Below are 13,431 nucleotides of genomic sequence, written 5' to 3'. Positions count from 1 at the left end.
CGCGGGAGGATGACCGGCGGCGCCCCCCCTGTAAACCGCTGAAAAGGTCGCAGTCACAGGGCTTTAGGGCATGCGTTCGCATACCGCGCCCAAGTTGTGCAGCAGGGGTGCTTTTCGCTCGCATCCCTGCGCCCCATATCGGTTGCCGACGCAGGAGCACGACATGCAGAACTTTTCCCTACTCGATCTCGCCCCGGTGACCGAGGACGAGACCCCGGCACAGGCGCTTGCCCATGCTGCCGACCTTGCCCGTCATGCCGAAGCCTTGGGCTATCACCGCTACTGGCTGGCCGAGCATCACAACATGCCCGGCATCGCTTCGGCCGCCACCGCGGTGGTGATCGGGCACGTGGCACAGGCCACCTCGACCATTCGCGTGGGCGCGGGCGGCATCATGCTGCCCAATCACGCGCCGCTGGTCGTGGCCGAACAGTTCGGCACGCTCGACGCGCTGCATCCCGGCCGGATCGATCTCGGGCTTGGGCGCGCGCCGGGCACCGACGGGGCGACGGCGCAGGCGCTCAGGCGCTACCACCAGTCGGCCGACGCCTTCCCGCAGGATGTGGTGGAGCTGATGGGCTATCTCGATGACGACGAAGGGCGCGGCCCGGTCCGAGCTGTGCCCGGCATGGGATCGCACCTGCCGGTCTGGATTCTGGGCTCCTCGACCTTCGGCGCGCAGCTTGCGGCCTATCTCGGCCTTCCCTATGCCTTCGCCTCGCATTTCGCGCCGCAGATGCTGGAGCCCGCCATCGAGGCCTATCGCGAGGGGTTCCGCCCTTCGGAGCGGCTGGACAAGCCCCATTTCATGATGGCGGCCGGGCTGCATGCCGCCGACACGGACGAAGAGGCGCGGTATCATCGTTCTTCGCAGATCCTGTCATTCGCACGTCTGCGCACCGGCACGCCGGGCCGCCTGTCCCGCCCAGTCGAGAATGTCGCCGATCACGTGCCCGCCTCCGCCATCGCGGGCGCCGAAGCCGCGCTGTCGGTTTCGGCCACCGGCAGCCCCGACACGGTGCGCCGCCAGTTGCGCGAGATGATCGACCGCTACCAGCCCGACGAGCTGATGCTCACCGGCATGATGTTTGAGCCCGGGGCCCGCAAGCGCAGCTTCGAGATCGGTGCGCAGATCCTGTCGGACATGAAAACGCCCACCATGACCTGAAGCCATGACGGGCGGTGACCTCGTGTGGGAATGCAGCCCCGGGGGTCGTCAGCCGGGCGGCGCGAGGCCGCCCGGTATCCTTCAGAGGATCACGACATCCAGCGGCGGGAAGCCGTTGAAGCAGACCGAGGAATAGGTCGAGGTGTAGGCCCCGGTGTTGCGGATCAGCACCCGGTCGCCGGATTTGAGGTTGAGCGGCAGGTTCATCGGCCGCTTTTCATAGAGCACATCGGCACTGTCGCAGGACGGACCGGCAAGGATACACGGGCTGGTGGCTTCGCCGTCATGCGGGGTCACGAACTGGTAGCGGATCGCCTCGCCCTCGGTTTCGGCCAGCCCCGAGAAGCGGCCGATCGAGAGATAGACCCAGCGGTGCATGTCGCGGTCCGACTTGCGCGAGGTGAGCATCACTTCACAGGCGATGACGCCGGCTTCGGCGACCATGCCGCGGCCCGGCTCGGCCATCACCCGCTCGGCGCCCGGAAAACGGGCCTCGACCAGCTCCATCACGGCGGCGGCGTAATCGGTCGGGGCCTGGATCTCCTCGCCGTAGAAGGCCGGGAAACCGCCGCCGATGTTGAGAAGCTGCAGCCGGTGGCCCGCCTCCTGCGCGGCGGTCCAGATGCGCGACAGCTCGTCGAGCACCGGGACCCACATTTCGGCGTGACGGGTCTGCGACCCGACATGGAACGAGAAGCCCAGCGGCTCGAGGCCCAGTTCGGTCGCGCGGTCGAGCAGCTTCAGAGCGGTGTCGCGGTCGCAGCCGAACTTGCGGGTCAGCGGCCAGTCAGCCGAGGAGGTCTCGACGATCAGGCGGACATAGACCTGCGCGCCTGGAGCATGCTCGGCGATCTTCTCCAGCTCTTCCTCGGCATCGACCGCGAACATGCGGATGCCCGCATTGTAGGCGAAGGCGATGTCGGAGACGCGCTTGATGGTGTTGCCGAAGGAGACATGCTCAGGGCGCGCGCTTGGGACAGGCACAGCTCGATCTCACCGCGCGAGGCCGCATCGAAATGCGAGCCGAGCCGCACGAGGCGCTCGATGATCGCGGGATGCGGGTTGCCTTCACGGCATAATGGATGTCGGCGCGACCGAGACCGGCCTTGAGCGCCTCGAACTGGGTTTCCACGCGGTCCACGTCGATGACCAGAGTCGGCCGGTCGAACTCGGCGGTGGCGGCATAGGCCTCCAGGCGGTTGGCGACGGCGAAAGAGGGGGCGCTGGCGCCCGCGTAATATGCAGTCATGTGCATCTCCGATAGACAGACGGGGGCCCCGTGAGGCCGGCGGTTCCAAGGGAGACGTTACCGTCGCTGCATAAACGCGTGCTGGTCTGTGCGTAGGCCTCCGGATCGGAGACTTGCGTCCAGGCGTGGCCAGAGGCGCGTGCGTTGGCGTCTTGAGGGGGCATTTGGGGCAAAGCCCGAGTCGGATCAAGGGGTAATCTTGCATAGCGCCCGATTTTTTCGCGATCGGTTTTGCATGCGCCTTCCCCTTGTTCTATAGGGCTTTGGCACTAGCCCAAGGACCCCCATGCCGCGTCTCGTTTTGTTCAACAAGCCGATGAACGTGCTGTCGCAGTTCACCGATGCCAAGAGCCCCTCGCCGCGTGCGACGCTGTCTCGGTTCATCGACCGCCCCGGCGTCTATCCCGCGGGGCGTCTCGACCGCGACAGCGAGGGGCTGTTGCTGCTCACCGATGACGGGCGGCTGCAGGCGCTGATCTCGGACCCGAAACACAAGATGGAAAAGACCTATCTCGTGCAGGTCGAGGGCGCACCAACCGAGGCCGATCTGGAACCGCTGCGCCGGGGGCTGCCGCTCAAGGACGGGCCGACGCTACCCGCCCGCGCGCGCCTGATCGAGACGCCGGAATTATGGGAACGCGACCCGCCGGTGCGGATGCGCAAGTCGATTCCCGACAGGTGGATCGAGATTGCGATCCGCGAAGGGCGCAACCGGCAGGTCCGCCGCATGACCGCCGCCGCCGGGTTCCCGACGCTGCGGCTGGTGCGATGGCGCATCGGCGGCTGGGCGCTTGATGGGCTGGCGCCGGGGGAATGGCGCGAGATCGGAGCCTAGCTCACTTTGCGCGGCGCGCCGAACCGGCCCCTGGCCGCCAAGTGGCCAAGGTCACCATCACCGCCGCGCCGGTGATCGCGGCCACGCCCAGCATGCCCAGCCCGTCGGGCATCACGCCGAACAGCACCGCGTCGAACATCAACGCCCAGACCAGCCCGGTAAAGTCGAACGGTGCCAGTACGCCGACAGGCGCGCGCGCCACCGCCTCGGTCGCCGCGACATGCGCCAGCCCGCCGGTCAGCCCCGCACCGATCAGCCATCCCAGCATCTGTGCCGAAGGCATCTCCCAGCCAAAGGGCCATGTCGCCAGCCCGGCCAGCGCCGAGACGGCCGCGAACCAGAAGGCGATGGTCGAAGGCCGCTCGCTCGCGGTCATCGACTTGATATGCACCCGCACGAAAGCCATCGTCACCGCATAGCCCAAGCCCGCCGCGACCCCGATCAGCGCGCCCTGCCCCGGTGCCTCAAGCGCCGATCCCAGCATCGCCAGAACACCCCCAAAGCCCAGAGCAGCCGCGACCCAGACGCCCGGCCCGATCCTCTCGCCCAGCACAAGTGCCGCCAGAGGCAGCGTCAGGACCGGCGCGAGATAGCCCAACGCCTGCGCGTTGGCGACCGGCAGGTAGGCGAGCGAGACGAAGGACAGCGCCATCGACAGCGCCCCGAACAGGCTGCGCGTCAGGTGCAGGCCGGGGCGGCGCGTGGCGATGGCGGATGGAAACTCGCGGCAGAGCGCCATGTAGGCGCAGATCGGGATCAGGGCGACGGCGGAGCGCCAGAACACGATCTGCCCCAGCCCCACCTCGCGCGTCGCTACCGCCACCATTGCCGACATCGCGGTGACGAGAAACGCGGCCAGCAGGCGCAGGCCGATGCCGTTCAGGGGGGAATGTTCAGCCATGACGCGATCATTCCCCGGATGGGGACCCGCTACAACGCGAAAGGCCCCGCACAGGGCGGGGCCTTTCTTCGATGTGACCTGGATCAGGCGATCTTGGTGAGCAGCTCGTCGAGCGACTTCTTGGCGTCGCCATAGAACATGCGGGTGTTGTCCTTGAAGAAGAGCGGGTTCTCGATGCCGGAATATCCGGTGCCCTGGCCGCGCTTGGACACGAAGACCTGCTTGGCCTTCCAGACTTCCAGAACCGGCATCCCGGCGATGGGCGAGTTGGGGTCGTCCTGCGCCGCCGGGTTCACGATGTCGTTCGAGCCGATGACGATGGCGACGTCCGTCTGCGGGAAGTCGTCGTTGATCTCGTCCATCTCCATGACGATGTCGTAGGGCACGCGGGCCTCGGCCAGCAGCACGTTCATGTGGCCGGGCAGACGCCCCGCGACCGGGTGGATCGCGAAACGCACGGTCTTGCCCTGCGCACGCAGGCGGCGGGTCAGTTCCGAGACCGACTGCTGCGCCTGCGCCACCGCCATGCCATAGCCGGGGATGATCACCACGCTGTCGGCATCTTCGAGCGCTTGGGCCACGCCGTCGGAATCGATCGCGATCTGTTCGCCCTCGACCTCCATTGCCGGGCCCGACGTGCCGCCGAAGCCGCCCAGGATCACGGAGACGAACCGGCGGTTCATGGCCTTGCACATGATGTAGCTGAGGATCGCGCCCGAGGAACCGACCAGCGCGCCGGTGACGATCAACAGGTCGTTGCCCAGCGTAAAGCCGATCGCCGCCGCGGCCCAGCCCGAATAGGAGTTGAGCATCGACACCACCACCGGCATGTCGGCGCCGCCGATGCCCATGATCAGGTGCCAGCCGATGAAGCCCGCGATGAGCGTCACCAGCACCATGGTCCAGATGCCCGCGCCCGTGAGGTAGAGAAGCCCCAGGGCGAGGCACAGCGCCAGCGCCGCGGCGTTGAGCATGTGGCCGCCCGGCAGTTTCTTGGGCTTGCCGTCGACCTTGCCGGCGAGCTTGCCGAAAGCCACGACCGAACCGGTGAAGGTCACGGCACCGATGAAGATGCCCAAGAACACCTCGACCTTGAGGATGCCGATCTCGGTCGCATCCTTCAGCGCCAGCTTTTTGCCGAAGCCGGTGAGGTCGCCGAAGAAGCCGCCCCCCGCTTCCAGAAGCTCGTTCGGATCGAGCAGCGCCAGCGCCGCGCGATCGAGGCCGTTGATCGCCAGAAGCGTGTTGATATCGTGCAGCATGATGTCGGCGTTGAGGCCGATGAAAACCGCGGCCAGACCGACGAAGCTGTGGAGTGCCGCGACAAGCTGCGGCATTTCCGTCATCTGCACCCGGCCCGCGACCATCCAGCCCGCAAAGCCGCCCGCCGCGATGGCGATCAGGATCAGAAAGAGGTTGTGGACGCCGGGGCCGAACACGGTGACGAAGACCGCCACCGCCATGCCCGCGATGCCGTACCAGACCGCACGCTTGGCGCTTTCCTGGTTCGACAGCCCCCCGAGCGAGAGAATGAAGAGAATGGCCGCGACGATATAGGCGGCCGAGACGATGCCGATGCTCATGATCCGGCCCCCTTACGACTTGCGGAACATGGCGAGCATCCGGCGCGTGACCAGAAAACCGCCGACGATGTTGATCGAGGCGATCAGCACCGCGATGAACGACAAAAACACCACCAGCCAGTTGCCCGAGCCGATCTGAAGCAGCGCGCCGAGGATGACGATCCCCGAGATCGCGTTGGTCACAGCCATCAGCGGCGTGTGCAGCGAATGCGCCACGCCCCAGATCACCTGGAAGCCGACGAAGCAGGCCAGCGCGAAGACGATGAAGTGGCTCATGAAGCTTTCGGGCGCGACAGCACCGATCAGCAGCATGACAAGCGCCCCGCCCGCGAGCAGGCCGATCTGGTCCTTGGTCTGCTTCTTGAAGGCCGTAACCTCGTTGGCGCGCTTTTCCTCGACCGTCAACTCGCGCGGCTTGTCCTTCTTGGGGGCGGCTGCGATGGCGGCGGTCTTGGGCTTGGGCGGCGGGAAGGTGATCTCGCCGCCATGCGTCGCGGTCGCGCCGCGGATCACGTCGTCTTCCATGTTGTGGTTGACGACGCCGTCCTTGGCCGGGGTCAGGTCCGACAGCATGTGGCGGATGTTGGTGGCATAGAGCGTCGAAGCCTGCGCCGCCATGCGGCTGGGGAAGTCGGTGTAGCCGACGATGGTCACGCCATTGTCGGTGACGAACTTCTCCTCGGGCACGGTGAGCTCGCAGTTGCCGCCGCGCTCGGCGGCGAGGTCCACGATCACCGAGCCGGGCTTCATCGCCTCGACCATGTCAGCCGTCCACAAGACCGGCGCGTCGCGGCCCGGGATCAGCGCGGTCGAGATGACGATGTCGACATTCGGGGCGAGCTCGCGGAACTTGGCAAGCTGCTTTTCACGGAATTCGGGGCTGGAGGGGGCGGCGTAGCCCCCCGTCGCGGAGCTGTCCTGCGTGTCCTCGAAATCAAGATAGACGAACTCGGCGCCCATGCTCTCGATCTGTTCGGCCACTTCGGGGCGCACGTCGAAAGCCAGCGTCACCGCGCCCAGCGAGGTCGCGGTGCCGATCGCGGCGAGGCCGGCGACGCCCGCGCCGATCACCAGCACGCGGGCGGGCGGTACCTTGCCGGCGGCGGTTACCTGGCCGGTGAAGAAGCGGCCAAAGTTGGAGCCCGCCTCGATCACCGCGCGGTAGCCTGCGATATTGGCCATCGATGACAGCGCGTCCATCTTCTGCGCGCGGGAGATGCGCGGCACCATGTCCATCGCGACGACGGTGGCGCCCGCATCCTTGGCACGGCCCAAACTTTCGGCGTTCTGGCCGGATAGAAGAACGAGATCAGCGTCTGCCCCTCGCGCAGTCTTGCCATTTCCTCGTCGAGCGGCGGCCGCACCTTGGTGACGATCTCGGCCTCGCGCCACAGCGCCTCGGCATCCGCGACGACGGTGACCCCCGCCGCCTCATAGGCCGCGTCGGTAAAGCCCGCGGCCACGCCGGCCCCGGCCTCGATCAGGCACTCATGCCCCAGTTTCTGCAGATCTTTCGCCGAAGCCGGGGTCATCGCGACCCGTGCCTCGCCGTCATGGATTTCCCTCGGTGCCCCGATCCTCACGCCCCGTCCCCTCCGGTCATTCTGCGGTTGCGAGAGGAGTAGCGGGGGAAAGAATGTTGCACAAGGGCAGCGGCAGACTTTGCTGCCGCCGCGTCATGCCTCGGCTACAGCCAACGGCGAGTGCGCGTGGCCCAGCTTTCGAAGTCCGCACCGAAAGTCCTGCGCAGCATCGCTTCCTCAGGCTCGATGAAACGGCTTTGCAGGATCGCGGCCAGTACCGGCACCAGCACGAGCGCCAAGGGCGCGTCGAAGATCATCGCACCGCCTGCCAGCAGCAACAGGTCGCCGAGATAGATCGGGTTGCGCGAGATGCGGAACGGCCCGGTCGTGACCAGCGCCGCCGCGTCGCGGCGCGGCATGAGTTGCGTACGGTGGCGCAGCATCGTGACGCTCGCCCAGAGCATCAGACCGAGCCCCGTCGCGATGACGACCGCGCCCAGCGCCACGTGATACGGCCCGAAGCCGAGCCAGCCCGGCTCCACCCGCGACAGGCCCCACGCGGAGAGCACTCCGTAAGCGGTCCAGGCGGGGGGAAAATCGATCCAGTACATGCCGCCTCTTCTGCCCTGCCGTCGGGGCGCTGTCACGCGCTGTTGCACCAGTGCAGCCGTGCTGCCACAACTTCTCGGGCCGACAAGAGGAGGAGCGCCGAGATGACCGACTTCCAAGCCACCAAGGCGCTGTTCGACCTGCCTCCGGACGTCACCTATCTCGACGGCAACTCGCTTGGCCCCCTGCCCGCCGCCGCGCCTGCGCGCATGGCGCGCGCGATGACCGGCGAATGGGGCGAGATGCTGATCACCGGCTGGAACAAGGCGGGATGGATGGACCAGCCAGCCAAGCTCGGCGACCGGATCGGCCGGTTGATCGGCGCGCCCGAGGGCAGCACCGTGCTCGGCGACACGCTGTCGATCAAGGTGCATCAGGCGCTTGCCGCCTCGCTTGCGCTGCGCCCCGACCGCCGCGTGATCCTCACCGACAGCGGCAACTTCCCGTCGGACCTCTACATGGCCCAAGGACTGATCGAGCAGCTCGGGCGCGGCCATGAGCTGCGCGCCGTGGCCCCCGAAGAAGTCGAGGCCGCGATCGACGAGGATGTCGCGGTGATGATGATCACCGAGGTCGACTACCGCACCGGACGGCGTCACGACATGCCCGCGCTCATCGCCCGAGCGCACGAGGTAGGCGCGCTGGCGATCTGGGATCTCGCCCATTCGGCGGGGGCGGTCGATGTCGACGTGGCCGCGGCCGACACTGATTTCGCAGTGGGCTGCACCTACAAGTTCCTCAATGGCGGTCCCGGCGCGCCCGCCTTCATCCATGTCGCCCCACGCCTGATCAATCAGGTGCAACCGGCGCTCTCGGGCTGGCTCGGCCATGCCGATCCCTTCGCCTTCGAGCCGGGCTACCGTCCCGGCGCGGCGATCGCGCGGATGCGCGTCGGCACGCCCCCCGTGCTGGCCATGGCGGCGCTGGAGGCGGCGCTCGACATCTGGGACGGGGTCGAGATGGCCGATCTGCGCTCCGCCTCGCTGGCGCTCTCGGACCGTTTCATCGCGGGCGTCGAGGCCGCCTGCCCCGACCTCGCCCTCGCCACCCCGCGCGATCATGCCGCGCGCGGCAGCCAGGTCTCGTTTCGCCACCCACAGGGCTATGCGGTAATGCAGGCTCTGATCGCCCAAGACGTGATCGGCGATTTCCGCGCGCCCGACATCCTGCGTTTCGGCATCACGCCGCTTTATCTCGACGAGAACGACATCGACCGGGCGGTCGAGGTGCTGGCCGCGATCCTGCGCAACGGGTCCTGGGACCGCCCCGAATTCCACGCCCGCGCCGCCATGACCTGAGGTCATCCCTCCGCGAAGGCGCATACTCCCCGGCGGAGAGTTCGGCATCGCAGCGGCGATGGATCAGGGCATCGCGACCGGCAGGCCGCTGGGCAGCTCCTTTGGCACGCCCAGCCGACCCTCGGTGGCCACCGGATCGGTCAGCGCGCCCAGAAATGCCACCAGCGCGTCGATCTCGCCTGCATCAAGCGTCACCGCAGGGCGCGTCACCGCTGCCGCGATCGCCTCGCGTTCCGCCTTGTCGTCAAGGATGCGCCAATCTGTCACCTCCATGCGCAGCAGCACCGCCTGCGCCCGGTCATAGCGGCCCAGCGCGGTCACCGGATCGGCATGATCGGCCACGAAACCGCGCAGCGTCGCGTGGCTCCCGGCATGGCCGTAAGGGGCCGTCAGGGCCACGTTGCGCAAGCTCGGCGTGCGAAAGGCGTAGAGATCCCCGGCCCGGCCCGTCACCCGGAACCGCCCCTCGTCGCGCGCATGGGTCTCGAACCGCGCGCCCTTGCCCGGACCGACCTGCGGCGCGCCCATCGCGTGAAAGCCGTGATCGGTCTGGAACGGACCCGCATGACACTCGGCGCAGCCTGCCGGGCCGTAGAACAGCGCGAGCCCCGCCTCGGCCTCGGGCGGCAGCGGCACCCCCTCGCGCAGCCGTGCGTCGAAGGGGCTGGTGTCGGAGCGGAACTCGAAGGTGATGAAGGCGGCAATGGCGTCGGAGATGTCCGTGAAGCCGATCTCGTCGGGCGCAAGGCCGTAGACCGCGTCGAAGCGCCTGGCATAATCCGGATGTGCCGCCACGCGCCGCGCGATCAGATCCCACGCTCCGCCCTTCCCGGTGAGCCGTCCCTGCCGCACCGCCTGCGCCACCTCGTTCTCGCTGTAATGCCCGGCCATCTCGTCGGGGCTCAGCACTGGAAACATAGTCTGCGCCGACAGCATCGAGGCGAATCCCTCGACCATGTCCGCATCGAGCGGCGTGCGCATGCCGCCCGGGGCCGAAGGGTCCAGTTCGACCCGGCCATCGTGAAACATCGAGACGTAGTCCCGCGCACCGACATTCCACAGCGCCTGACTGTTGCGCGGCACCCGCTGCTCTGGCGGGTTTTCGAGGTCGATCGCGCGGGCGGGCCCGATGCCGTGCCCGCCGTCGCCCAAGGGCAGCGACAGCCCGTCCGAGGTGCCGAAGGCCGGGTGATGACAGGTGGCGCAGGACACCTCGCGGTTGCCTGACAGGATCGGGTCGTAGAAGAGCAACCGCCCCAGCGCCGCCTCATCCTGGTTCACTGCGGGCCATGCGGCGTCGTCGAGCGGCGCGGGCAGCTCCTGCGCGAGGGCCGCGCCGGTCCAGAACAAGGCCGTCAGCGCAGCAAGACGCGTTGTCATCTGTCTCATGAAGTCTCCCTCTCCCGCGGGCGAAGTTGCCGCAGCGCCGCAGGCCGCGCAATGGCGTCCCCACGTTTCAGGCGGCGCAGAGGCATCACAAAGCGCGGACGCGGCGCAATGACGCAGACAGCATTTGACGCAGGCAGGAACGCGCACTAGAACAAAGTAAGAACATTGATTTGTAGAGAGAACCCGTGACGTGGTCGCCCCCCGCTTCATGCCCTGCCGTTCCTGCCACATCTGTGGAAACACTGTCGCGCCGCCCCGCAACGCTGCGCCAGCCCACCCTGTCGGAGATATTTCCAGAGACGGCGGTCGATGCCGCAGCTCCCGCCTTCGCGCTGGCGCATCTCGAGGCCGCCAAGGGGCCGGTGTTGTGGATACAGGATCGGCTGTCGCTGCGCGAGGCGGGGCGGCCCTTTCCGCCCGGTCTCGGGACCTGCGAGGTCCTGCATCTTCAGGTCTCGCGCGCCATCGACGTGCTCTGGGCCATGGAACAGGGCTTGGGGTGTCCGGGCCTTGGCGGGGTGATCGGCGAGGTTTGGGGCACGGCACCGGCGGTCGATTTCACCGCGACCAAGCGTCTGGCGCTACGCTCGGAGGCGCATGCTGTGCCCGCATGGCTCATTCGTCGCGGCGCATTGCCCGAGCTGAGCGCCGCGCGCGAAAGATGGCGTCTGGGGGCGCTGCCTGCGCGCCCCATGCCGGACGACACCCGCGCGCCGGGTGCCCCGCTATGGAGCGCCGAGCTGTTTCGCGCGCGCTGGCGCGCGCCGGGGCGTTGGGTGGCCGGCCATGACCCGCAGGGCAAGGATCTGGTCTTCGGCCACGCCGTCGGCATGGAAGCGGCAGAGGCAGCGCGCGCCATGGCCTGAGCCGGGTACCCGGTCGCCAGCGCCGCATCATGCGTCTTCGAGGATCGGTGAGACCAAGCGCATGGATATGGCCCTAGGGGTCCCTTGGGGGGAACGGCCGGAGGCACCGCCATGCCCCCAAGGGGGCCTCGGCCCTTTCGCCCCGGGCGGACGACGATGAGCGGCGGGGACAAGCTGCCCGTCCTCGCCTTTCCCGCGCCTTCGGCATCCCTGCCCCGGCCCCGCGCCGCCGACCCGCGCCAGCTCGCACAGGCGACCGAGGCCTTGCGGCAGGCCGTGCAGGGCGGCCCGGCAGCCGGGCGGATCGACACGGCACCGCCCGCGCCCGACAAGTCCGCGAGCGACCAACCGGTGCACGAGGAGATCTTCACCCCCGTCGGCATCCCGAGCCGGCGGGCCGGGTCTCGTGCGCCGCACGAGCAGGTACGCGGTGCGGCGGTGACGGCGTTGCCCGGCGGCGGCATCGACGCGACGGGCGACGCGGCAGTGGCCCGGCGCATCCTGTCGCTGCACCTGCCGCGCTTTGCCATCGAACGCTGGCAGGCACAGGCCGCGCATCGCGGCGAGGTCCTGCCCGAGGGCACGCCGCTGGCTCTGGCCCTCGAAGGGCCGCATGGCCCGGTGATCCACGCGGTGAATGACGTCGCCCAGGCACTGGGGCTCGCCCCCGGCGCTCGGGTCGTCGACATGCGCGCGATCTGCCCCGAACTGCAAACCCGTTTCGCCGATCCGCGCGCCGATGCGGCGGCGCTCGCCCGGCTGATGCTCTGGGCGCGGCGCTGGTGTCCGTGGACGGCGGTGGACGGGGCGGACGCGCTGGTCATGGATGTCACCGGCTCGGACCACCTTTGGGGCGGCGAAGCGGCGATGCGGGCGGAGATCGAAGCCCGGCTCGCAGGCCTTGGCCTCACCACCCGCATGGCCATCGCGCCGACGCGCGGCGCGGCTTGGGCTCTGGCGCGCTTCGCGCCCGCGATCTGTGGCCCCGAGGAGTTGACGGCGCACACCGATCCCCTGCCCGCCGCGGCCCTGCGGCTCGGCGCGGCGACGGTGCAGACGCTCGACAGGCTGGGCCTCTCGACCATCGGCGCGCTGCGCGCCGTGCCGCGCCTTTCGCTTGCGCGGCGGTTTCGCGCGGGGTTGCCCGAGGCCGACCCTCTCTTGCGGCTCGATCAACTTTCGGGCCGCACACCCGAACCGATCGACAGCCCCGACGATCCGCCGCGCTTTGCCGTGCAGGCCCGCCTGCCCGAACCCGTAATCGACCCGGTGCCGCATCTGCCGGCCTTGGCCGAGGAGCTTTGTGCCGGGTTGGTGGCGGCGGGCTTCGGCGCGCGCCGCCTCGCGCTGGCGCTCTACCGCATCGATGGAGAGGTGGCGCAGGCGCAGGCCGCGACATCGCAGCCGACCCACGATCCCGCGCACATGGTGCGGCTCTTCGAGGGGCGCCTCGACGGGCTCGATCCGGGCTTCGGTTTCGACCTGATCACACTGGCTGCCTTGGTGGCCGAGGCCCTGCCCACCCGGCAGCGCCGCCTCGATGGCGCCGCCGACGACGCCGACGATCTCGCGCGGCTGATCGACCGGCTCTCGGCCCGTTTCGGGGTGCGCGCCCTGACCCGCCCCCTGCCCGCGCCGAGCCATATCCCCGAGCGTCAGGTGCTCTGGCTTCCGGCGCTGCATGTGACGCCGCACCGCTTCGTGCCGCGTCCCGATCGCCCCCTGCGGCTGTTCGAGCCGCCAGAGGAGGTGCGCGTGCTCTATGCCGTGCCCGAAGGCCCGCCCGCGCAATTCGTCTGGCGCCGCCAGCGGTTGCGCGTCGCGCGCTTTGCCGGACCCGAGCGGATCGCGCCCGAATGGTGGCGCGACAGGCCCGGCACGCGGCTACGCGACTACTTCCGCATCGAGGATCACACCGGGCGGCGGTTCTGGCTCTACCGCGAAGGGCTCTTGGGCGACGGGCGCGGGGCCGAGCCGCGCTGGTTCGTCCACGGCGCCTTTGCGTGACGC

General features: G+C 68.8%; 9 protein-coding genes and 2 pseudogenes. 5 read left to right on the top strand and 6 right to left on the bottom strand.

Features of this window, described 5'->3' with window-relative positions:
• Positions 1-163: 163 nt before the first annotated feature.
• Positions 164-1,168: an LLM class flavin-dependent oxidoreductase gene (locus MBELCI_RS05875; protein ID WP_021693243.1), complete on the top strand. Its 1,005-nt coding sequence runs from the start codon at positions 164-166 to the stop codon at positions 1,166-1,168.
• 81 nt (positions 1,169-1,249) lie between these two features.
• On the opposite strand, the pseudogene MBELCI_RS05870 reads toward MBELCI_RS05875, so the two are convergent.
• Positions 1,250-2,417: pseudogene (locus MBELCI_RS05870) on the bottom strand (type III PLP-dependent enzyme).
• Between the two features lie 286 nt (positions 2,418-2,703).
• Between MBELCI_RS05870 and MBELCI_RS05865 the strand changes: the two are divergent.
• Entirely contained in the window at positions 2,704-3,252 is a 549-nt protein-coding gene (locus tag MBELCI_RS05865) for a pseudouridine synthase (RefSeq protein ID WP_021693241.1), read from the top strand.
• A gap of 1 nt (position 3,253) precedes the next feature.
• Here the strand turns inward: MBELCI_RS05865 and MBELCI_RS05860 are convergent, their stop codons facing one another.
• The 4 genes and pseudogenes from MBELCI_RS05860 to MBELCI_RS05845 all read right to left on the bottom strand — a co-directional run bounded on the left by MBELCI_RS05860 (position 3,254) and on the right by MBELCI_RS05845 (position 7,870).
• Positions 3,254-4,153 (bottom strand): DMT family transporter, encoded by a 900-nt coding sequence (locus MBELCI_RS05860; RefSeq protein WP_021693240.1) that lies wholly within the window; start codon positions 4,151-4,153, stop codon positions 3,254-3,256.
• Between the two features lie 83 nt (positions 4,154-4,236).
• Positions 4,237-5,736, bottom strand: coding sequence for an NAD(P)(+) transhydrogenase (Re/Si-specific) subunit beta (locus MBELCI_RS05855; protein ID WP_021693239.1), 1,500 nt, complete (start codon positions 5,734-5,736; stop codon positions 4,237-4,239).
• 12 nt (positions 5,737-5,748) lie between these two features.
• Positions 5,749-7,319 (bottom strand): annotated as a pseudogene (locus tag MBELCI_RS05850) (Re/Si-specific NAD(P)(+) transhydrogenase subunit alpha).
• A gap of 104 nt (positions 7,320-7,423) precedes the next feature.
• Positions 7,424-7,870, bottom strand: a complete 447-nt coding sequence (locus MBELCI_RS05845) for a methyltransferase family protein (protein WP_021693237.1) — start codon at positions 7,868-7,870, stop codon at positions 7,424-7,426.
• Between the two features lie 102 nt (positions 7,871-7,972).
• Between MBELCI_RS05845 and kynU the strand changes: the two genes are divergently transcribed.
• Complete coding sequence (kynU, locus tag MBELCI_RS05840; RefSeq protein ID WP_021693236.1) at positions 7,973-9,166, top strand: kynureninase; 1,194 nt, start codon at positions 7,973-7,975, stop codon at positions 9,164-9,166.
• Positions 9,167-9,229: 63 nt separating this feature from the next.
• On the opposite strand, the gene MBELCI_RS05835 is transcribed toward kynU, so the two are convergent.
• Positions 9,230-10,555: a cytochrome-c peroxidase gene (locus tag MBELCI_RS05835; protein WP_021693235.1), complete on the bottom strand. Its 1,326-nt coding sequence runs from the start codon at positions 10,553-10,555 to the stop codon at positions 9,230-9,232.
• Positions 10,556-10,788: 233 nt separating this feature from the next.
• On the opposite strand from MBELCI_RS05835, the gene MBELCI_RS05830 reads away from it, so the two are divergent.
• Both MBELCI_RS05830 and MBELCI_RS05825 read left to right on the top strand, forming a co-directional pair.
• Entirely contained in the window at positions 10,789-11,421 is a 633-nt protein-coding gene (locus MBELCI_RS05830; protein ID WP_021693234.1) for an error-prone repair protein ImuA, read from the top strand.
• Between the two features lie 156 nt (positions 11,422-11,577).
• Positions 11,578-13,428 (top strand): Y-family DNA polymerase, encoded by a 1,851-nt coding sequence (locus tag MBELCI_RS05825; RefSeq protein ID WP_021693233.1) that lies wholly within the window; start codon positions 11,578-11,580, stop codon positions 13,426-13,428.
• The last annotated feature ends 3 nt before the right edge of the window (positions 13,429-13,431 follow it).

The organism is Limimaricola cinnabarinus LL-001, from assembly GCF_000466965.1.
Taxonomy (GTDB): Bacteria; Pseudomonadota; Alphaproteobacteria; order Rhodobacterales; family Rhodobacteraceae; genus Limimaricola; species Limimaricola cinnabarinus.
This window is presented reverse-complemented; position numbering and strand designations above follow the sequence as displayed.